The organism is Aeromonas sp. s7(2024), from assembly GCF_040907825.1.
Taxonomy (GTDB): Bacteria; Pseudomonadota; Gammaproteobacteria; order Enterobacterales; family Aeromonadaceae; genus Aeromonas; species Aeromonas veronii.
The window spans coordinates 142,028-162,946 of record NZ_JBFOCM010000036.1 but is presented as its reverse complement, the minus strand read 5'-3'; the positions used below and the strand labels follow the sequence as shown (position 1 = coordinate 162,946).

Below are 20,919 nucleotides of genomic sequence, written 5' to 3'. Positions count from 1 at the left end.
GTGATTATAACGGCGAATAGCAAGATAGAGGGTCCATAATGTTGGTTTTTAAAGGAAAATTGAGAGAACATCCACGAAACGAGGTGGAGAATGAACTCTATCGCTTTCGAAATCGCGTCTTTTCCGACCGGCTAGGCTGGGATGTCGAGTCTCATCGGGGCCTGGAGCGTGACAGCTTCGACACGCCAGACACCCATTGGGTTCTGATCGAGGACGAACAAGGGCTGTGTGGCTGTATTCGTCTACTCAACTGTGCCGATGCCTATATGCTGCCCACCATCTTCCCCACCGCCCTTGCCGGTGAAAGCGCGCCACGCACCCCCGATGTCTGGGAACTCACCCGTCTGGCTATCGATGCCCAGCGCGCACCGCGCATGAGCAATGGCGTCAGCGAACTCACTTGCGTCATCTTCCGCGAGGTCTATGCCTTCGCCCATGCCCACGGGATCCGGGAGCTGGTCGCCGTCGTCAGCCTGCCGGTGGAGCGCATCTTCCGCCGACTTGGCCTGCCCATCGAGCGGCTCGGTCATCGGCAGGCGGTCGATCTGGGGGCGGTAAGGGGCGTTGGCATCCGCTTCCATCTGGATGAGCGCTTCGCGCAGGCGGTCTCCCAACCGCTGCTGGGCCATTATCAAACCAGCCATTATCCACTGCAGCAACCGTCACCGGTGTTAGCAGTTCACTCATAAAAAATCCCGGGAAAACAGACCCGGGATAAAGATGTCGCTACGATCTGCGCAGGGCTACCCCATGCGGCACCAGAGAGTATCCTCCCTCAATGGCCTGACCACTACTGTCAAAAATCACAGCGCAACGCCCCTTCCGCCGCCCATTGTTGTCCCCTGCCGAGTGACGTAGAGTCAGCCCTTGGGCAACGGAAGGGGGAGAAGATGAAAGAGCTGGACTACAAACTGCTGCGGGCGCTGGATGCAGTACTGCAGGAGCAGAACTTCGATCGGGCGGCCAAGTCGCTCCATATCACCCAGTCGGCCATCTCCCAGCGGATCAAGCAGCTGGAGCAGCAATTTGCCGAGCCGCTGCTCATTCGCAGCCAACCGCTGCAGGCCACGCAACTCGGCCAGAAGCTGCTGGCCCACTATCGGCAAGTACATCAGCTTGAGCTCGAACTGGCGGGGGAGCTGGCTCCCGATGAACCGCAGGGGCCAATCCGGATCAGCATCGCCGTCAACGCCGACAGCCTGGCCACCTGGTTTTTGCCCGCCATTGCCCCCTTGTTGAAACAGCACCCCATCGAACTCAACCTGCTGGTCGATGACGAGAACCGCACCCTCGACAAGGTCCGCGAGGGCCAGGCCTTTGGTGCGGTCAGCCTGCATCCCCAACCGCTGGCGGGTTGCTGCGTCGACGAGCTCGGTGAGATGAACTATCTGCTTACCGCCAGCCCCGCCTTCGTAGCCCGCCACTTCCCTCGCGGCCTGACTCGTGAGGCGCTGGCCAAGGCACCGGCGGTGGCGTTCGATCAGCGCGATGACATGCATGTGAGCTTTATGAGGGAACACTTCGGGCTGGAGCCCGGCGGTTATCCCTGCCATACGGTCCACTCCTCAGAGGCCTTCGTCGCCATGGCCGAGCAGGGGTTGGCCTACTGTCTCATTCCCGAATTGCAGATAAGAGGCCAGCTCGCAGGCGGGTCACTGCTCAACCTCAGTCCCGACCACGTCCTGACGGAACGCCTCTACTGGCACCGCTGGGTACTGGAAAAAGGGGTTCACAAGCAGCTCTCCCAGCGTCTCATCGAGCATGCCAGATCGCAGTTGAAAGCACGCTGAGCAGGCCATTCACCTTGGCTTTGCAGGGCTAAAAACGTATAGTGCTGGGCGATCCTTCATCAGGTCTCCACCCAGGTTTTCACTTCAGGTTCCTCACTTATGTTCCAAGACAATCCGCTGCTGGCCCAGCTCAAGCAACAAATCCGCGAAAACATCCCGAAGAAAGAGGGTGTGATCCGCGCCTCGGACCGGGGCTTCGGCTTTCTGGAAGTCGATGAGAAGACCAGCTATTTCGTGCCGCCTCCCTACATGAAGAAGGTGATGCACGGTGACCGGGTGACCGCCCTGATCCGTACCGAAAAAGAGAAGGAAGTGGCCGAGCCGGATACCCTGCTGGAGCAGTCCGTCACCCGCTTCGTGGCCCGGGTCAAGATGTTCCGTGACCGCCTCAACGTGGTCGCCGACCACCCGCTGATCAAGGATGCCATCAAGGCCCGCGTCAAGAAGGGCCTGGATGAGAAAGAGTTCAAGGAAGGTGACTGGGTGGTGGCTACTCTCAAGCGCCATGCGCTGGTCGACGGCAACTTTTCTGCCGAGATCATCCAGAAGATCGCCGCCCAGGAAGATCACAATGTGCCCTGGTGGGTGGTGCTGGCGCGCCACAATCTGGCCCAGGTCGAGCCGGCTGATTTGCCGGAGTGGAAGGTGATCGAAGAGGAAGAACTGCCCCGTCGTGACCTGACCAAGGTGCCCTTCTTCACCATCGACGGTGCCAAGACCAAGGATATGGACGATGCGCTGGCCATCACCAAGCTGGACAACGGCTGGGAGCTGCTGGTCGCCATCGCTGACCCGACCGCCTATGTGGCCGAAGGGAGCGAGCTGGACAAAGAGGCGGCCCAGCGCGCCTTTACCGTCTACATGCCGGGCCGCAACGTGCCGATGATCCCGCGCACCCTCTCCGACGAGCTCTGCTCCCTGAAAGAGGGTGAGGAGCGCAACACTCTGTGCGCCCGTCTGCTGATCGCCGAAGATGGTCTGCTGCTGGAGGAGACCGAGTTCTTCGCCGCCCGCATCTGCTCCCACGCCCGTCTCAACTATGACGACGTCTCCGACTGGGCCGAGCATGGCAAAGAGCTGGCTATCGACGCAGGCGTACTGGCCCAGCTGCCGCTGATGAAGGCGATGACCGAAGCACGCATCGCGTGGCGCACCGAGCATGCGCTGGTATTCCCGGATCGTCCCGACTACGACTTCGAGCTGGGCGAGAATGGCGAAGTGCTGGCTATCCAAGTCGAGCCGCGCCGCATCGCCAACCGCATGGTGGAAGAGTCGATGATCGCCGCCAACATCTGCGCCGGTCGCGTGCTGGGCAAGAGCGTCGGTTACGGCATCTTCAACGTTCACACCGGCTTTGACGAAGAGTCCCTCGACGGCGCCATCGACCTGCTGAAAAGTGCCGAAGCCCCGTTCGAGCGCGACGAGATCGCCAGCCTCTCCGGCTTCTGCGCCCTGCGCCGCTGGATCGACAACCTCGACACCCGCTGGCTGGACGGCAAGATCCGCCGCTTCCAGAGCTATGCGCTGATGTCCTCCGAACCGGGCGCCCATTACGGTCTGGGTCTGGATGCCTACGCCACCTGGACCTCCCCGATCCGTAAATACGGCGATATGGTCAACCATCGTCTGCTCAAAGCGGTTATCGCCGGCAAGACCCCGGGTGAGCGCCCGAGCACCGAGCTCACCGAGCATCTGACCGCCTGCCGCCGTCTGCACCGCATGGTGGAGCGTGATATCGGCGACTGGCTCTATGTCCGTTACCTGAAAGCCGCCGCTGGCACCGATCAGGTGTTCAACGCCGAGATCATCGACGTGATGCGTGCCGGTCTCAAGCTGCGTCTGCAGGAGAACGGCGCCGTGGTCTTCCTGCCTGCCCGCCATATTCTCGACAACAAGGATCGGCTGGAGTGCAACTGGGACAACGGCCGCGTCTATCTGGACAAGACCGAGGTGGTTTATGAGCTCGGCCAGATCATCGAGGTCAAACTAACCGAAGCGGTGGAAGAGACCCGTTCCCTTATCGCCAAACCGGCAGTGGATCTGGTGCCGGGTCCGGCACCGGAAGCCCCGGCGGCCGAGAGTGCGCCAGCCGATAGCAGTGAAACACCCGCTGAGGCTGCCCCCAAGGCAGAATAAGCCACGCAGAATCGTCTGATCTATCAGAGAGCCCGCCATCGTGCGGGCTCTTTTTTGCCAAACACCCCGCCCTACAAGCTGCCATATATACCGCTATGGCACACAGTTCTAGCCACGATTGGCAGAGAACGCAGTGAATGTCTCCACCGGAATGGCTTAAAGCAACCATTATGTGCGCCATCTCTCCTTTCTGACATATTAATCAAGGAGAAATATGTCTATACTCGCTTGGGTACAATCCAAGGGATATTGGTATGCAGGAATGGGACCCGGAACACTTCACCAACTTCGCTCAGTTATGCGAAGTGAGCCTCGCCACCATCCGTGAAAAGACCGATGCCGAACGCCTCTACCTCTGGCTAAAAGCCCCCGAACCGCAGCTCTACAGCTTTCAGCTCGATCAGGGGCTGACCACGCTTGATCTCGCCCATCTCGGTCAACTGACCCTGCCCCACCACCTGATCGACAAGGCGATGGAGAAGGGACAACTGGTGATCGAACAACTCCAGCCTCCGCCGGATCCCGGCGAAAATGTGGAGCCCGCCCAGCCGCAGTTACGCGCCTGTTTCCCTCTCAAGCGTCACATGAAACTGGAAGGGGTCATCTATCTGGAGACCCGCCGCCGCATCGATCGCCTCTCCTCCCACCAGCGTCAGGGCATCCAGCTCCTTATCCACTATCTGACTGCCGAGCTCAGCAATCACCTGCTCTCCAGCCAGGTCAATCAGGAGCGGGACCAGCGGCTCCATACCCAGACCGATCTGGTACAGAGTCAGGCACTGCAGGGCTCCTTCCTCACCATGTTGCAGGCGCTGCACATGGTCAGCGTCACCCTCTCCCGCAGTCGCAGCGAGAACGATCTGCTGCGGGATGCCGTGCTGCTGGCCCGCAAGGAGCTGCAATTCGATCGGGTCGCCATCTTCCTGATCGAACCCGATGGCAAAACCATGCGCGGCACCTGGGGCACCAGCGAAGAGGGCGAGCTGATGGATGAACATAACTTCATCAGCCCCATTCCGGATCACCCCACGGTGCAAGAGGCGCTCAGGCGCAAGGACTACGTGCTGGTGATGGAAGATACCCCCCTCTACTACGAGAAGCAGCAGGTGGGCCGTGGCTGGAACGCCATGGTATCGCTATGGGATGGCACTACCCCCATCGGCTGGATCGCCGCCGACAACCTGCTCTGGCACCGTCCGCTCAAAGCCTATCAGAGCGAGATCTTCAAACAGTACGCCGCCATCCTGTCACAACTGCTGATCCGCCAGCGTACTCAGGAGCAGCTGGAAACCCTCAACCGCCAGCTGGAGGCCCGGGTCGCCGAACGCACCATGCAGCTGGCCGAGACCAACCGTGCGCTGGAGGAGGCCAATCACCGCCTCTCCCTGCTGTCGCTGGAAGATCCCCTCACCGGCATCGCCAACCGGCGCCAGTGGGACATCACCATGCAGCGGGAGTGGGAGTGGGCACGGCGCACCCAGAACCTGCTGGCGGTATTGATGATCGACGTCGACGAGTTCAAGGCCTACAACGACCACTTCGGCCATGCCAAGGGGGATCTTTGCCTGCAACAGGTGGCCCATGTGCTGCGGGATGCAGAGCGGCGCTGCACCAATCTGGTAGCCCGTTACGGCGGGGAGGAGTTCGTCATTCTGCTTTGCGCCCCCCAACCCGGTGAGGCCGAACAGCTGGCCGGACGGATCCACGATGGTCTTGCCCGCTTGAAAATGCCCCATCCCGCCTCGCGGGTTGCTGATTTCATTACGGTTAGCATAGGCTTTAGCTATCTGGTTCCCTCCCTGGACGGAGCATGGCAGACCCTGACCGAACAGGCTGACCAGGCGCTCTACCATGCCAAGTCACAAGGGAGGGCGCGCACTCTGGCCTATCGGTGATCCCATGCTGTTGCGTCGCTACCCCATCTTCAATCGTCGCCTGGCTCTGGTGGCCTACGGCATCGACTATCAGCTCAGTTCACCGGCCGAATGGCCTTCACTGGCGCAACATTGCCGCCTGCTGGCGCAGGGGCGTCAATATCTGGTGCCCTTCACCCACGAACAGCTCGATGAACAGCGTCCCATGCTGCTGGATCAGGACGCGATCCCGCTGGTTGAAGCCTCCAGCGAACGCCAGCCCAACTCGTTCCCGGTGCTGGAGCAGTGGCGCGACAGCCGGCGCCGGCTCGCCGTGCATGGCGCCCATCGCGATGCACGCTGGCTCGGCGCCAGCCGCCTGCTGGTGTACTGGATGGGGGAAGAGGGGATCTGCCAGCCCACCGAACACAAGCGGATGGCGCTGAACATCGAAACCTGGGCGGATTTTCTCCCGCTGCGGGAGGCGGGGGTCGACTTCTTTGCCGGCGGCTTTCTCGCCCGTCCCGAGCTGGTCAATCAGCGGGCTAACCAGCCCGATATGGCGCTGGTACAGCAGATCCTCCAGCTCATCTGCCACGAAGAGTTTTCCTTCGCCCAGGTAGCCCGCCTGCTGGAGCAGGATGCCTGGCTGCCCGGCCTGCTGCTCACCTACGTCAACGCCCCCGGCTTCGACCATGCCGCCCCCATCACCTCGGTACCCCGCGCCCTCTCCTATCTGGGGGAGCAGGAGATCCGTAAGTTCGTGCTGATCAACGGTCTGGCCCGGGTGAGCCAGCACATGCCGGAGGCCTGCACCCGCATGGCCATCGCCCGCGGCCGCTTCTGCGAGTTGATTGCCCTCACCGCCCTCGGTAAAACGGAGGCAAGCTGGGCCTTTCTGGTGGGACTGGTGCTCGATGGTTCCCTGCTGTCGGAGCCGCTGATGGCCCACCTGCCCAAGAGCGTGCAGCGCGCCATCGAACTGCACGAAGGGCCACTCTTTCATCTGTTTCAGCTGGTCAGCACCTATGAACAGGGTAACTGGGCCCTGCTGGAACAGCTTGCCCCCAAATATCAACTCGATCCGGCCCAGCTCACCCCCGTCTATTTTCAGTCACAAATGTGGGGGCAAGCGTTTCTCACCAGCTAGGTGATGGCGAGGCAGAGAACCACTGGCTAGAATGGGTTCCCTTTTTTCAGAGACTGACCCGCACCATGACGCTTTCCGGATTCCAAGGCCTGGTCTTTGACCTTGATGGCACCCTGGTCGACTCCATGCCGCTGCACCTCGCCGCTTGGGAACATACCGCCCGCGAGTTTGGCTTTCACTTCGACGCCGACTGGTTCTACGAGCTTGGTGGCATGCCGAGCCGCAAGATAGCCCTGCAGGTCGCACAGGAGCAGCAGATCCCCCTCGATCCGCTCGAAGTCACCCGCTGCAAGACCGCCCACTATGTGGCCAACCTGCACAAGGCGACCGTCTTTCCGGCCATGCAGGCGCTGGTCGAGCGCTATCATGGCGTCATCCCGATGGGGATCGGCACCGGCTCGCCCCGCGTCAACGCCGAAGCGGTGCTGCGCAACACCGGGCTGGATCGCTACTTCTCCGTGGTGGTCACCGCAGACGATGTGGAGCTGCACAAGCCCAATCCGGACACCTTCCTGCTGGTCGCCAGCAAGCTGGGGGTCGAGCCATCAGGCTGTCTGGTGTTTGAAGATACCGGTATCGGGGTTCAGGCCGGAGAGGCGGCGGGTATGCAGACCTGCATGGTCAAAGAGGGTCAACCAGTCGGCATAACGGCGTAGTGCAGAAAAAAATATCGCCCTGCAAGGGGCGATAACCGGAACCGGCTCTCATACGGGACATGAATGAAAATGAGAGCAGGTTCCGTCAGCCGCTGACGCAGGGCGCGTCAACGGGGCGTACGGGGCAGACGATTACTCGTTGTTGCCGCCGCCCTGATTGTCGTCATAACGACCCGGCGCACCGTGGGGGCGCGGCGCCATGGAGACACGCGGCTTGCGAGCACGCTGGATATTCACCTGCGGACGGCCGGTGTGCATGGCGATGGTGGAGATCTTGGCCTTGTAGACCAGCTGCTGGTTACCATGAGCATCGGTCAGCAGCACGCTGTACTGGTCGAACCCGCTGATGGTGCCTTCCAGCTTGATGCCGCTCACCAGAAAAATAGCGACCTGACTGCGGTTCTTGCGCAACCAGTTGAGGGCAGAATCTTGCCCGTTCCCGAGGGAGAAGGCTTGCTCAATCGTGGAGTAGCTGGGGGATTCAGTTGTCATAAATTATTGTCCCGCGGAAAAAAAGTGGCGTTTGATTGTGCTAAATGGGCACTGGCTTGTCAAAGTCATTCTCACTCCCGCCAGCAATAGCGGCCTCCGGGGGCTGGTCGCTGACCAGCACAACTGCGATAATCGCCAGCTCTGGCTCTACCACGGGCCTTATCTGGGGTTTTATCTTGCATCCGGTTTCACACCAACACCACACCACCTATGTCCATGATGCCACTGCCTGCGAAGAGTGTGACCTGCTGATACCGGCAACACCGCTCGAGGTGGGACAGGCCAGCTGCTGCCCCCGTTGCGGACACACCCTGAGTCGCCACCTGCCACAGCAGGAGTTGCGGCCGATCTCCTACGGGTTCGCAGCACTCATCATGTTCGTGCTCGCCAATGCCTTTACCTTTATGTCCTTCTCGGCCAAAGGGGTGGGCCAGGAGATGACTTTTCTGCAGAGCATCACCACCCTGGTGGATGAGGGCTATCTGTTTCTCGGCGCGGTACTGAGCCTGACCCTGATCGGCCTGCCGCTGGTTTATATGGGCTCCATCATGCTGGTGCTGTGGCGGGTCGATAAAGATCTGCACAGCAATGCCCTGCGCTCCCTCGGCCGTCTGCTCTGCCGGATCAAACCCTGGCTGATGGTGGATGTCTTTCTGGTGGGGGTGCTCATCTCGCTGGTCAAGCTGATGGGGATGGCCGACATCAAGATGGGGCTGTCATTCTGGGCTTTCGTCGGTTACACCGTGCTGCTCATCAAGATGATCTCCTCGCTGGATCAGATGTGGCTGTGGCAGCGGCTGTTCGGCCCGACCGAGGCGCGGGAGATCGACCCGGAAGCGGGCGCGCTGGAATCAGGTCTGGTTGGCTGCCACATCTGTGGCGCCCTGAGCGAGGTGGGCAGCCACAGCTGCTCCCGCTGCGGCGGCAAGCTGCATGCGCGCAAGCCGGGCGGCCTGAACCGCACCTGGGCGCTGCTGTTTACCTCCGCCATTCTCTACATTCCGGCCAACGTCTATCCCATCATGGATACGGTGTTTCTCGGTGATGACAGCCCCTCCACCATCCTAGGCGGTGTGGTGCTGCTCTGGGCCATGGGCTCCTACCCCATAGCGGCGGTGATTTTTTTCGCCAGCGTGGTGGTGCCGCTGGTGAAAATACTGGCGCTATTCTGGCTTTGCTATATGGTGCAGCGCGGCAATGTCACCTCCCCCCTCGGCAAGCTCAAACTCTATCGCATGACCGAATTTGTCGGACGCTGGTCGATGATCGACGTCTTCGTGGTGGCCATTCTGGCGGGCCTGATCCGGCTCGACAATCTGATGACCATCTACCCCGGCCCTGCGGCCGTCGCATTTGCAGGTGTGGTACTGATCACCATGGTCGCCGCCATGAGTTTCGACTCCCGCCTGATCTGGGATTTACAACAAGGAGAACGCGAACGTGAGTGAGCGTAAAAAAAGGTGGAAACCGGGCTCTGACTTTCTGAGCTCTGCCGCCGCAATCTGGATGGTGCCCCTGCTGGCGCTGTTCATCGGTCTCTGGATGCTGTTCCAGCACTGGTACTCCCAGGGCCCCAGTTTCACCCTGACAGTCGCCACTGCCGAGGGCATAGTCGCCGGCAAGACGGTGATCCGCTCCCGCGAAGTGGACGTCGGCCGCATCGAGGCCGTCGAGCTGAGCGATGACTATAGCCATGCCGTGCTGAAAGGACGGCTGACCAATGCCGCCTCCGGCATGCTGCGCGGTGACAGCCAGTTCTGGGTGGTCAAGCCCAGAGTGGGCCGTGAAGGGGTATCGGGTCTGAGCACCCTGCTCTCCGGCGCCTATATCGAGCTCGCCCCCGGCAAGAAAGGTCGGGCGCGGGACGAATACGCCATGCTCGACAAACCGCCGCTCGCCTCCCTCGATGCCAAGGGGCTGCGTCTAACCCTCAGCAGTCGCGACACCCGCGCGCTCGGGGAAGGCTCCCCCATCAACTATCAGGGCTTCACCATAGGTCAGGTGGAAGAGGCGAAGTTCCTGCCGGAAAAGAGCGAGATGCAGTATCAAATCTTCATCCACGCCCCCTATGACATTCTGGTGAGCAGCAACTCCCGCTTCTGGATGACCCCGGGCTTCGAGGTCTCCATGAGCAGCGAGGGGATGAAGGTGAAGATGGATTCGCTGGAGAGCCTGATCGATGGCGGCATTACCATGGGTCTGCCACCCGGCTGGGCGCCTGGCGAACCGGTCAAACAGATGGAAGGGTTCACCCTGTTCCAAGATGAGGCGAGCGTGCTGGCCGGTAGTCTGGATCAGTTCATCGACTACGTCTTCCTGTTCGATGACAACGTGGGTGGCCTGCACCCGGGCGCTGCGGTGCAGTATCGCGGCATTCGGGTCGGTACCGTCATCTCCGCCCCCTACCTCATCGAGGACAAGGGCGTGCAGATCTTCAAGAGCCGCCAGATCCCGGTGCTGGCTCGCATCGAGGTACAGCGCCTCTCCCACCGCTATGCCAAGGCGGAGAAGGATCAATGGCGCGCCCTGTTCGGCAAGCAGTTCAAGGAGGGGTTGCGTGCCAGCCTCAAGACCTCAAGCCTGCTGACCGGCGGCAAGATCATCGACCTCAACTTCTATCCGGACGCGCCACGCTTCGAGCAGGCCAAGCTGGCCGGTTATCAGGTCTTCCCCACCGTGCAGGGCGGGCTGGATCAGATCGAGCGCAAGGTGAACCTCATCCTCGACAAGTTTGTCGACATGGACATGGCGACCACCCTGACCAAGGTCAACGGGTCACTCACCACCCTGGATGGCACCCTGAAGAACATCAGTGCAGTCAGCGCCAACCTGAACAAGCTCACTGCCAAGGATTCCACCCAGCAGCTGCCCGCCTCGCTCAACGAGAGCCTCAAGCAGTTGCAGGAGACCTTGCAGGCCTATGATGCCCAGTCGCAGACCAATCAGGACCTGCGCCAGTCGGTGCAGACCCTCAATCAGTTGATGCGCGAACTGCAGCCGCTGGTGCACTCCCTCAACGAGCAGCCCAGCTCGCTGATCTTCGATCGCGCGCATCCATCGGACCCTGAGCCCAAGCGAGGCAAACAATGAAAAAAGAGATCCTGACGCTGGCCCTGCTGGGCCTGCTGGCGGGTTGCAGCAGCCAACCAAGCCTGCACTACTACTCGCTCGATGCCGATAGTCAGCAACCCGTGACTGCCCCGGCCCAACCGCAGCACCAGTTGGTGCTGCGCCCGGTGGCGCTGGCCAGCCAGCTCGACCGGATCAGCCTGGTCTATCAGCTGGAAGGGCAAGAGCTCCACTTCACCGAGTACCATCGCTGGGCCGGTGCGCTGGACGATCAACTCAACCAGCTCACCCTCAATGGCCTCTCCACCCGCCTGCCGGGCTGGGTGGTACGGCAGGATGGCGCCCGCAAGGGGCCGGTGCTGACCATTCTGGTGGAGCGCTTTCAGGGCCGTCATGACGGCAGCGCCGTGCTGAGCGGCCGCTGGCGCCTGCTGGCAGAAGATGGCACCGTGCTGCGCGATGCCCCCTTCCGTCAGGAGCGGGTACTGCCAGCCGATGGCTACAACGCACTGGTGAACGAGCTGGGTCAGGGCTGGCAACAGCTGCTCGACCAGATCGCCGCCGAGGTGCGCCAGAGCGCCAGCTAATCGCCCATCCGCCGATTGCAGAGATAAAAAAACGACGCCAGCTGGCGTCGTTTCACATTGCAGCCACCCCGTGAAAGAGAGTGTTGAGTCTATTTTTTGAATCTTCGCAAGCTAGCTGAAATCTGATGTCATAGTGGAGTAGCACATTTCCGATATTCCGAGGGACTGACCCCCACCCGTTTTTTGAACACCCGCGAGAAGTAGAGCTGATCGTCATAGCCCACTTGCTGGCCTATGGTGGCCACCGACAGCGGCGTGGTCTGCAGCAGCAGCTTGGCCCGCATGATCCGCTGATCTTCCCGCCAGCGCACTATGCTCACCCCCACCTGCTCGCGAAACAGGTGGGCCAGCCGTGACGGGGACAAAAACACCTGCTCGGCCAGCGCCTCCACCGAGATCTCGGCGCAGAGCGACTCGCTCAGGATCTGGCACGCCTGGTGCACCCGGTGATCTATGGTGGGGTAGGCACTTAGGGAGGAGGCTTCATAGCAGCGAATAAGCAGCCGCTCTAGCAGGTTCATGGCCAGCTGTTCCGACATGGGGCGCAGCTGCTGATGGGTCTCTTCGATGTCGAGGAACAGGGCGTCAAACTCGGCGAGCAAGGCGGCGTCCGCTAGTTGCAGGCGCCCCACCCGCTCAGTGACCTGCGGCCACTTGAGCCAATCAGCCCAGTAGGCCCGCGGCCGGAAATAGACCCAGCGGTGATACCACTCCCGCGCATCCGGCGCCCGGCCGTAATAATGCACCGCCGCCGGCGGAAACAACAGCAGGTCGCCGGGCTCCACGGTGAAGGCCTGCTCCCCCTGAAAGATCAGCCCCTTGCCCCTGATGGTCAGATTGACGATGAAGCCCTTCATCCCCAGGGGCCGGTCGATGATGAAGTCGAGCGCACTCCCCTGCTCGATGGGGGTCATGCCCGAGACCAGGAAGACGTCGAAGGCATAGCCCGGCAGCAGGGGGTTGAGTTGTTTCGGCTTCTCTTTTTGCATCGAGGACATGGCGGAAAACAGCGCTTGGGTAAAAAAATCGGCTTGGGCCATTGTAAAGACTCACCTTGGGAACGCGCTATCTGACGCTCGGCGCCGTGTGAAATTGGTGAACTGGCTCACAACGGGATGTTTCGTGCGCCATAGGATAACCCTCAACAGGCCCGCTGCGCGCGGGCCTGCATGGTTGGACAGGGATCAGATGCGCGCCTTGCGTACCTGCTTGTAGCGGTCGAACAGCACGGCGGCGAGCAGGATGAGGCCACGCACTACGTACTGGGCGAAGGGGGAGATGTTGAGCAGGTTCATGGCGTTCTCCATCAGCCCCAGGATCAGCACCCCGGCGATGATGTAGGAGATCTTGCCGATCCCCCCCTTCATGGAGACGCCCCCCAGCACGCAGGCGGAGATCACCACCAGCTCGAAGCCGATGGAGGTCATCGGCTGACCCGAGGTCATGCGCGAGGAGAGTATGATGCCGGCGATGGAGGCAATCAGCCCGGTCATGGTGAAGATGATGATCTTGGTACGCACCACGTTGACCCCGGCCAGGCGCGCCGCCTCCTCATTACCCCCCATGGCCAGGGTGTTGCGGCCGAAGGTGGTCTTGTTGAGCAGCAGGCCAAACAGCACGAAGCAGACAGCGGTCAGCCAGACCGGGGTCGGGATGCCGAGCAGGGCGGAGTTGCCGAGCTCGAAGAAACGCTCCTCGACGATGCCGACCGCCTTGCCGTCGGAGATGATGTAGCCCACCCCGCGCGCCATCTGCATGGTGGCGAGGGTGGTGATGAGGGCGTTGATCTTGAATTTGGCCACCACGATGCCGTTGATGAGGCCAAACAGCACTCCCACCGACATGCCGGCCAGGATGCCGACCGTGATGCTCTCGGTGGCGTTGATGCCGACCGCGCAAGCGACGCCGGAGCAGGCCACCACTGAGCCGACCGACATGTCGAACTCGCCGGAGGCGAGGCAGAACAGCATGCCGCACGCCACCATGCCCGACATGGAGACGGCGAGCCCGAGCCCGCGCATGTTGATCAGGCTGGCAAAGTTGGGCACCAGCACGCAGGCCAGCAGGAACAGGATGGCGAAGATCACCAGCATGCCGTATTGATCCCAGACGCGGGCCAGTTGCAGGCGGGAGCCGCTGGCTGCCGCGGCGCTGGCGGCCTGGCCGACTGAGGTAGTAGTTGTCATGGTATTTCTCCTGAAAATTCCGGGTGCTATCTCGTTGCGGTCAGCAGATCAACGGGCCGGCATGGCCAGATTGAGCGCCTTGACCTCGTTGGCCTCATCGTGGGAGAGCTCGCCGACGATCTCCCCCTCCCGCATGACCATGATCCGGTCCGCGATGCCCAGCACTTCCGGCAGCTCGCTTGATACCACCACCACGGCGATGCCCACCTTGGCCAGATCGTAAATCACGTTGTAAATCTCGTTCTTTGCCCCGACGTCGATGCCGCGGGTCGGCTCGTCGAGCAAGATGACCTTCATGTCCTCGGAGAGCCAGCGCCCCAGAATGGCCTTCTGCTGGTTGCCGCCGGAGAGGTTCATGATGGCCTGCTGGGGAGACGGGGTCTTGACCCGCATGTCGCGGATCCGCAGCCTCGCGTTCTCGTCTTCCCACCGCTGGTTGATCCAGAAGCCCCCCCACGCATGGTGACGGCGGGCACTGATGTTGATGTTCTCCTGCACCGAGTGGATGGGGATGATGCCAAGCGCCTTGCGATCTTCGGTACAGAGCATGATGCCGCTGCGAATGGCATTGATGGGGCTGCCGATGACCACCGGCTTGCCAAACACCGCTATCTCGCCACTGTGCATCTTGTCGGCGCCGAAGATGAGCTTCATCAGCTCGCTGCGCCCGGCCCCCACCAGCCCGAAGATGCCGAGGATCTCCCCGCGCTTGACCTCGAACGATACCGGCGCCTTGAGCCCAGGCCCCATCAGGTTATCTACCTTGAGGCCAGCCTCGCCGAGCGGCCTTGGGCTGTAGCCATAGATGTCGGTCAGCTCGCGCCCCACCATGGTCTTGACCAGCAGATCCCGGTCCACCTCGGCCATGGAGCCGAAGGTGCGTACGAACTGGCCGTCCTTGAAGACCGTGATGGCGTCGCACAGGGCGAAGATCTCGTCCATGCGGTGGGAAACGTAGAGAATGACCTTGCCCTCGTCACGCAGCTGACGGATGACCCGAAACAGCTGCTCGATCTCGCGGGACGACAGGCTGCTGGTCGGCTCGTCGAAGGCAATGACGCTGGCATCCCGGGTCAGCGCCTTGGCGATCTCCACCATCTGCCACTGCCCCAGCGACAGATACTTGAGCGGCGTCTCGGGGGAGACGTCCATGCCGAGGCGCGCCAGCTGCCTGGCCGCATCCTGATAGAGCTTCTCCCGATCGATGAGCCCGCGCCGGGTCGGCAGCTGACCGAGGTAGATGTTCTCGGCCACCGTCATCTCGGGCACCAGGTGCAACTCCTGATAGATGATGGCGATCCCGCACTCCAGCGCATCGACCGTGCTCTGAAAGACCCGCTCCTGGCCGGCCAGCTTCACCACCCCGGTGGTGGGCGACTGAAAACCGCTCAGGATCTTGAGCAGGGTGGATTTGCCCGCGCCGTTCTCCCCCATCAGCGCGTGCACCGTGCCCTGCTGGCAGCAGAAGGAGACGTTCTTCAGCGCCTTGACGCCGGGAAACTCCTTGCTGATGCCGCAAAACTCCAGATAAGGAACTGACTGATTCATGTTTCACTCCAGCCGACCGGCATGGCGCACTGCGCCATGCCGGTCTCGGTGTCAGGGTTTAGATGGCGTCAATCACAGACCTTTCTTCTGCAGCTCGACCTTGAAGTTGTCGCGGGTGATGAGCACCACGTCGGTCACCTCGGTGAACTTGGCCGGTTCGGCGCCGTTGATCACCCAGTCATGCAGCATCTGGATGCTCTTGTAGCCGTGCACGTCCGGGCTTGGTAGCAGGGAGCCGAGGAAGCCGGTGGCACTGGACTTGGAGAGCTCGTTCACCGCATCCACCCCGTTGATACCGATGCCGATGACGTTCTCGGCCTTGAAGCCCTGCCCTTCGGTGGCACGTACGCCGCCGAGCACTGTGTTGTCATTCATGCCGACGATGAGCCAGTTCTTCACCTCGGGATGCTGCACCAGCATGGAGTTGGCGGCATCCAGCGCCCCCGGAATGTCGTTGGCCTTGGTCGGCGAGCGGTAGATCTGCCCCTCGGGGAAACCGGCGGCCTTGAGCGCGCTCAAGGAGCCTTCGACCCGGCGACGGGCGGTGTCGAGCTCGTCGGCGGTGATGGCGAGCACCCCGGTCGCCTTCACATCCCACTGGCGTTTTTGCATCTCCTTGTAGAGCTCCTGGCCCTGGCGTTCACCAATCTTGGTGGCGGCCATCATCACCAGCGGCACCTGCTCCATGGGCTGCCCCTTGGCATTGACGAACTGGTCGTCCACCGTGATGACCTTCAGATCCATGCTGTTGGCCTTGGCCATGATGGCGGCCCCGAGTTTGGGATCAGGGGTGCAGATGACGAAGCCCTTGGCGCCGTTGGCTGCCAGGCTGTCGATGGCATTGAGGGTCTTCTCGCCATCGGGGACGGCTATCTTGATCACCTCGAAGCCGAGATCCTTGCCCGCCTTGTCGGCGAAGTTCCATTCGGTCTGGAACCAGGGCTCCTCCGGTTGCTTGACCAGATAACCCAGCTTCAGCGCCTCGGCCGAGAAAGCAGAATTTGCCATACCAAGGGCAAACCCCATTGCGATCATGCTGTTAACGATTTTGTTCATGCGAGTGTCTCCAGGTGTTCTATCAATCCATGTATCCACGCAGTGCTGCTGGTTGAGTCAATCAAGTCGCAGCCATATAAAAACATGCTTAAACAGGACGTTATTGTTGTTGCTAGTTGAGCGAACCAAGTTGTAATCGTTTTCACATGGAAAAATGGAGAGCAGGATCACGCCATGAAATTGCAGCCGTTTTGTCTATGTTTTCAGCAAAATAATCACATAGCGGATCTTCGATGGCCGTCACCCTCTTGCCGGCATAGCGTTTAAATCCATATTTCTAGCAGCCAATGGCTAACCGCCCGTCCGGTCCATCTCCTATGGTTCCTCACCAGTCACCCCTCATTGATGGTCAGGAGCACTTATGTCTGAGCACCCCAGGTCCGAGCAGATCACCATCGGACTCGATTTCGGCAGCGATTCGGTCAGGGCACTCGCCGTGCGCTGCCACGACGGCGCCGAGCTGGCAACCCAGGTCGTCTATTACCCGCGCTGGCAGGCCGGTCGTTACTGCCAGCCAGTCACCAACCAGTTTCGCCACCACCCCCTCGACTATCTGGAGTCCATGGAGCAGGCAGTGGTGGCGGTGGTGAGCCAGCTCACCCCGAGTCAGCGCGCCGCCGTGCGCGGCATCGGGGTGGATAGCACCGGCTCCACGCCAGCCCCCATCGACAAGGAAGGGCGTGTGCTGGCCCTGCGCCCGGAGTTTGCAGACAACCCCAACGCCATGTTCGTGCTGTGGAAGGATCACACCGCCATCGAGGAGGCCGAGGCCATCACCGCCCTGTGCCACGGCGGCCAGTTCCCCGACTACAGCCGCTACATCGGCGGGGTCTACTCCTCCGAGTGGTTCTGGGCCAAGATCCTGCACGTCTCCCGCAGTGACGCAGCGGTGCGCGCCGCTGCCTGCAACTGGGTCGAACTGTGCGACTGGGTCCCCGCCATCCTGAGCGGCACCCAGGCCCCGGCCGACATCCGGCGCGGACGCTGCTCCGCCGGCCACAAGTCCCTCTGGCACCCGAGCTGGGGCGGCCTGCCCCCCGCCGAGTTTCTCAACGCGCTGGATCCGCTGTTGACCGAGGATCTCGACACCCCGCTCTTTACCGACAGCTGGACCGCCGATCTGCCGGTCGGCACCCTGACCCCCGAGTGGGCGGAGCGACTGCACCTCTCCTGCGAGGTGGTGATCGCCGGCGGCGCCTTTGACTGCCACATGGGCGCGGTGGGGGCCGGGGCCGGCAACAATGCGCTGGTCAAGGTGATCGGTACCTCCACCTGCGACATCCTGATCGCCGACGAAGCCACCATCGGTGATCGCGCCATTGCCGGGATCTGCGGCCAGGTGGACGGCAGCGTGGTGCCGGGCATGGTGGGGCTGGAGGCGGGACAATCGGCGTTCGGCGACATCTATGCCTGGTATCAGCGCCAGCTCGGCTGGCCACTGGAGAGCCTCGCCGCCCAGTATCCGGAGCTGCGCACCGCCATCGAGGCCCACAAGCGGGAGCTGCTGCCAAGCCTCGCCGCCGCCTGGGAGCAACAGCGCGATCTGGCCCACCTGCCGGTGGTGCTCGACTGGTTCAACGGTCGCCGTACCCCTTATGCCAACCAGCGCCTGCAGGGCACCGTCACCGGGCTCAACCTCGGCACCGATGCGCCCGATCTGTTCGGTGCCCTGGTGGCCTCCACCGCCTTCGGGGCCCGCAGCATCATGGAGTGCATGACCAGTCAGCAGGTGCCGGTGGAGCAGGTGATCGCCCTCGGCGGCATCGCCCGCAAGTCGGCCACCGTGATGCAGACCTGCGCCGACGTGATGAACAGGCCCATCCAGGTGGTGGCCTCGGATCAATGCTGCGCCCTGGGGGCGGCCATCTTTGCCGCCGTGGCGGCCGGGATCCACGCCGATGTGGCCAAGGCCCAGCACCACATGGCGAGCGCCGTGGAACGCACCCACCAGCCTGACCCTGAACGGGTTGCCGAATATGAGCGCCTCTACCAGCGCTACCTCGCCTGGGGCGCCGCCGCCGAGCCGCTCTACAACTGGGGGGTACCGGCATGAACCTCAAGATGCTCAAGGAGCAGGTGCTCGTCGCCAACCTGGATCTGCCGCGCCACGAGCTGGTGACCTTCACCTGGGGCAACGTGAGCGGCATCGACCGAGAGCGCAATCTGGTGGTGATAAAGCCAAGCGGCGTCAGTTATGAGCGGATGCTGCTCGAAGACATGGTAGTGCTGGATCTGGCTGGCAAGCAGGTGGAAGGTGCCTTGCGCCCCTCCTCCGACACCGCCACCCACCTGGTGCTCTATCGCGCCTATCCGGAGCTTGGCGGCGTGGTGCACACCCACTCCACCCATGCCACCGCCTGGGCCCAGGCGGGGCGCCCTATTCCCATTTTCGGCACCACCCAGGCCGACTACTTTCACGGCGAGATCCCCTGCTCGCGCCTGCTCACCCCGGGCGAAGTGGAGGAGGACTACGAAGGGCTGACCGGTCACCTCATCGTCGAGACCCTCAAGCAGACCCCCATTCTCACCATGCCGGGGGTGCTGGTGGCCAACCACGGCCCCTTCAGCTGGGGCAAGAGTGCCGAAGACGCGGTGCACAACGCCGTGGTGCTGGAGGAGGTGGCGCGCATGGCCTGGCTCACCGGCCAGATAAACCCGGGGGCACGCCCCCTGCCCGATTACCTGCTGGAGAAGCACTACCAGCGCAAGCATGGCAAGCACGCCTATTACGGCCAGACAAAAGCATAAACAGAGGACACCAAGATGGAATTGATGAAACAGCTGGAAGTGTGGTTCCTGGTCGGCAGCCAGCACCTGTATGGCGCCGCCACCCTGAAGCAGGTGGCCGATCACGCCCACACCATCACCAGCCAGCTCAACGAGCGCGCCGGCCTGCCGGTCAAGATCGTGCTCAAGCCCACCGGCACCACCCTCGACGAGATAAGCGCGGTAGCCCGCGATGCCAATCACGACCAGCACTGCATCGGGCTCATGGTGTGGATGCACACCTTCTCCCCCGCCAAGATGTGGATCCCGGCACTCAGCCAGTTGCAAAAACCCCTGTTGCAGTTCCACACCCAGTTCAACCGGGATCTACCGTGGAGCGAAATCGATATGGACTTCATGAACCTGAACCAGACCGCCCACGGCGGCCGCGAGTTCGGTTTCATGGGGGCCCGGCTGCGGCTGCCGCGCACCGTGGTAGTCGGTCACTGGCAGGATGAAGAGGCCCACCGCAAGCTGGGCAACTGGATGCGGGTCGTCGCCGCCATTCACGACAGTCGCCACCTGAAGATCGCCCGCTTTGGCGACAACATGCGCAACGTGGCGGTCACCGAGGGCGACAAGATTGAGGCCCAGATCCAGTTCGGCTATCAGGTGAACTACCACCCGGTCGGCGATCTGGTGAAGGTGATCGACGCCATTCCCGCAAGCGACATCGAGGCGCTGCTGGTCGAATACGAAGAAACCTATACCCTCACTGAGGCGGTGCAAGCGGGCGGGCCTCTGCGCGCCTCCCTCTATGAGGCGGCGCGCCAGGAGCTGGGGATGAAGAAATTCCTCACCGACGGCGGTTTTGGCGCCTTTACCACCACCTTTGAAGACCTTCACGGCCTGCACCAGCTGCCGGGGCTCGCCTGCCAGCGCCTGATGCAGCAAGGCTTCGGTTTCGGCGCGGAAGGGGACTGGAAGACCGCGGCCCTGCTGCGCACCCTCAAGGTGATGGGGGCCGGTCTTGTGGGCGGCACCTCCTTCATGGAGGACTACACCTACCACCTGGAGGCAGGCAACAACCTGGTGCTGGGGGCCCACATGCTGGAGGTGTGCCCCTCCATCGCCGCCGGTAAACCCGTGCTGGATGCCCAGCATCTGGGCATAGGCAAGAAGGCCGACCCGGCACGCCTGCTGTTTGCCGCCCCCGCCGGTAAGGCGGTCAACGCCAGCCTGATCGATCTGGGCAACCGCTTCCGGCTGGTGGTCAATCAGCTGGAAGTGGTGGACTTGCCAGAAGCCATGCCCAAACTGCCGGTGGCGAGCGCCCTGTGGCAGCCCATGCCGGACCTGCAGACCAGCGCCGAGGCCTGGATCCTGGCCGGGGCCGCCCACCACTCTGTATTCACCCAATCGGTGGACATAGCGCAGCTGCGCACCTTCGCCGACATCATGGGTATCGAGTTCGTGGTGATTGACGAGCACACTCGCATCCCCGAGCTCAAGCAGACGCTGCTGTGGAATGAGGTGTACTACAAAGTGTGCAACTAATTAACCAGTGGATGACTCACGATTTGTCACCGTGGATCTCTGCCCATATAAAAAAACGACGCCAGCTGGCGTCGTTTTTTATGGGCGAGTGTCAGGCGATGACTCACGCCTTGGCGGGCTGGCTCAGGCGAGC

The 20,919-nt window shown here is 61.9% G+C and carries 17 protein-coding genes; 12 read left to right on the top strand and 5 right to left on the bottom strand.

Annotation, left to right across the window (positions count from 1 at the left end):
• The first annotated feature begins 38 nt into the window (after nt 1–38).
• The 6 genes from AB5Y73_RS16485 (at nt 39) to AB5Y73_RS16460 (ending at nt 7,585) form a co-directional block, all read left to right on the top strand.
• On the top strand, nt 39–689 hold the full coding sequence (locus tag AB5Y73_RS16485; RefSeq protein WP_042081537.1) for an acyl-homoserine-lactone synthase: 651 nt from the start codon (nt 39–41) through the stop codon (nt 687–689).
• A 201-nt stretch (nt 690–890) separates the two neighbouring features.
• On the top strand, nt 891–1,790 hold the full coding sequence (locus AB5Y73_RS16480) for a LysR family transcriptional regulator ArgP (protein ID WP_118854582.1): 900 nt from the start codon (nt 891–893) through the stop codon (nt 1,788–1,790).
• Between the two features lie 99 nt (nt 1,791–1,889).
• Nucleotides 1,890–3,926: an exoribonuclease II gene (locus AB5Y73_RS16475; RefSeq protein WP_181497074.1), complete on the top strand. Its 2,037-nt coding sequence runs from the start codon at nt 1,890–1,892 to the stop codon at nt 3,924–3,926.
• Nucleotides 3,927–4,180: 254 nt separating this feature from the next.
• Entirely contained in the window at nt 4,181–5,821 is a 1,641-nt protein-coding gene (locus AB5Y73_RS16470) for a sensor domain-containing diguanylate cyclase (protein ID WP_107682771.1), read from the top strand.
• A gap of 4 nt (nt 5,822–5,825) precedes the next feature.
• On the top strand, nt 5,826–6,929 hold the full coding sequence (locus AB5Y73_RS16465) for an EAL and HDOD domain-containing protein (RefSeq protein ID WP_107682772.1): 1,104 nt from the start codon (nt 5,826–5,828) through the stop codon (nt 6,927–6,929).
• A gap of 65 nt (nt 6,930–6,994) precedes the next feature.
• Entirely contained in the window at nt 6,995–7,585 is a 591-nt protein-coding gene (locus AB5Y73_RS16460) for an HAD family phosphatase (RefSeq protein WP_162895446.1), read from the top strand.
• 132 nt (nt 7,586–7,717) lie between these two features.
• Here AB5Y73_RS16460 and hfq read toward each other — a convergent pair whose 3' ends face one another.
• Nucleotides 7,718–8,077 carry an RNA chaperone Hfq gene (gene hfq, locus AB5Y73_RS16455; RefSeq protein ID WP_005335772.1) on the bottom strand — a complete coding sequence of 120 codons (360 nt, stop codon included), beginning with the start codon at nt 8,075–8,077 and terminating at the stop codon, nt 7,718–7,720.
• A 176-nt stretch (nt 8,078–8,253) separates the two neighbouring features.
• On the opposite strand from hfq, the gene AB5Y73_RS16450 reads away from it, so the two are divergent.
• Genes AB5Y73_RS16450 through AB5Y73_RS16440 form a run of 3 tightly spaced genes read left to right on the top strand, consistent with a single transcriptional unit; the run spans nt 8,254 to nt 11,733 of the window.
• Entirely contained in the window at nt 8,254–9,525 is a 1,272-nt protein-coding gene (locus AB5Y73_RS16450) for a paraquat-inducible protein A (RefSeq protein ID WP_058059687.1), read from the top strand.
• Nucleotides 9,518–11,167 carry an intermembrane transport protein PqiB gene (gene pqiB / locus AB5Y73_RS16445; RefSeq protein WP_005335774.1) on the top strand — a complete coding sequence of 550 codons (1,650 nt, stop codon included), beginning with the start codon at nt 9,518–9,520 and terminating at the stop codon, nt 11,165–11,167. The genes AB5Y73_RS16450 and pqiB overlap by 8 nt, the downstream gene beginning before the upstream one ends.
• Nucleotides 11,164–11,733 (top strand): membrane integrity-associated transporter subunit PqiC, encoded by a 570-nt coding sequence (locus tag AB5Y73_RS16440; protein ID WP_042656389.1) that lies wholly within the window; start codon nt 11,164–11,166, stop codon nt 11,731–11,733. The genes pqiB and AB5Y73_RS16440 overlap by 4 nt, the downstream gene beginning before the upstream one ends.
• Nucleotides 11,734–11,861: 128 nt before the next feature.
• On the opposite strand, the gene araC is transcribed toward AB5Y73_RS16440, so the two are convergent.
• From araC to AB5Y73_RS16420, 4 genes are all read right to left on the bottom strand, one after another.
• Nucleotides 11,862–12,773 (bottom strand): arabinose operon transcriptional regulator AraC, encoded by a 912-nt coding sequence (gene araC / locus AB5Y73_RS16435; RefSeq protein ID WP_042081551.1) that lies wholly within the window; start codon nt 12,771–12,773, stop codon nt 11,862–11,864.
• A gap of 144 nt (nt 12,774–12,917) precedes the next feature.
• Nucleotides 12,918–13,919: an L-arabinose ABC transporter permease AraH gene (gene araH, locus AB5Y73_RS16430; protein WP_107682774.1), complete on the bottom strand. Its 1,002-nt coding sequence runs from the start codon at nt 13,917–13,919 to the stop codon at nt 12,918–12,920.
• Nucleotides 13,920–13,967: 48 nt separating this feature from the next.
• Nucleotides 13,968–15,467 (bottom strand): L-arabinose ABC transporter ATP-binding protein AraG, encoded by a 1,500-nt coding sequence (araG, locus tag AB5Y73_RS16425; protein WP_107682775.1) that lies wholly within the window; start codon nt 15,465–15,467, stop codon nt 13,968–13,970.
• 72 nt (nt 15,468–15,539) lie between these two features.
• Nucleotides 15,540–16,523 (bottom strand): arabinose ABC transporter substrate-binding protein, encoded by a 984-nt coding sequence (locus AB5Y73_RS16420; protein WP_107682776.1) that lies wholly within the window; start codon nt 16,521–16,523, stop codon nt 15,540–15,542.
• Nucleotides 16,524–16,884: 361 nt separating this feature from the next.
• On the opposite strand from AB5Y73_RS16420, the gene AB5Y73_RS16415 reads away from it, so the two are divergent.
• Genes AB5Y73_RS16415 through araA form a run of 3 tightly spaced genes read left to right on the top strand, consistent with a single transcriptional unit; the run spans nt 16,885 to nt 20,786 of the window.
• A complete protein-coding gene (locus tag AB5Y73_RS16415) occupies nt 16,885–18,576 on the top strand; it encodes a ribulokinase (protein ID WP_107682777.1) in 1,692 nt (563 codons plus the stop codon).
• Nucleotides 18,573–19,271 carry an L-ribulose-5-phosphate 4-epimerase gene (locus AB5Y73_RS16410; RefSeq protein WP_107682778.1) on the top strand — a complete coding sequence of 233 codons (699 nt, stop codon included), beginning with the start codon at nt 18,573–18,575 and terminating at the stop codon, nt 19,269–19,271. Before AB5Y73_RS16415 ends, AB5Y73_RS16410 begins: the two co-directional genes overlap by 4 nt.
• A gap of 15 nt (nt 19,272–19,286) precedes the next feature.
• A complete protein-coding gene (gene araA / locus AB5Y73_RS16405) occupies nt 19,287–20,786 on the top strand; it encodes an L-arabinose isomerase (protein WP_107682779.1) in 1,500 nt (499 codons plus the stop codon).
• Nucleotides 20,787–20,919: the final 133 nt, after the last annotated feature.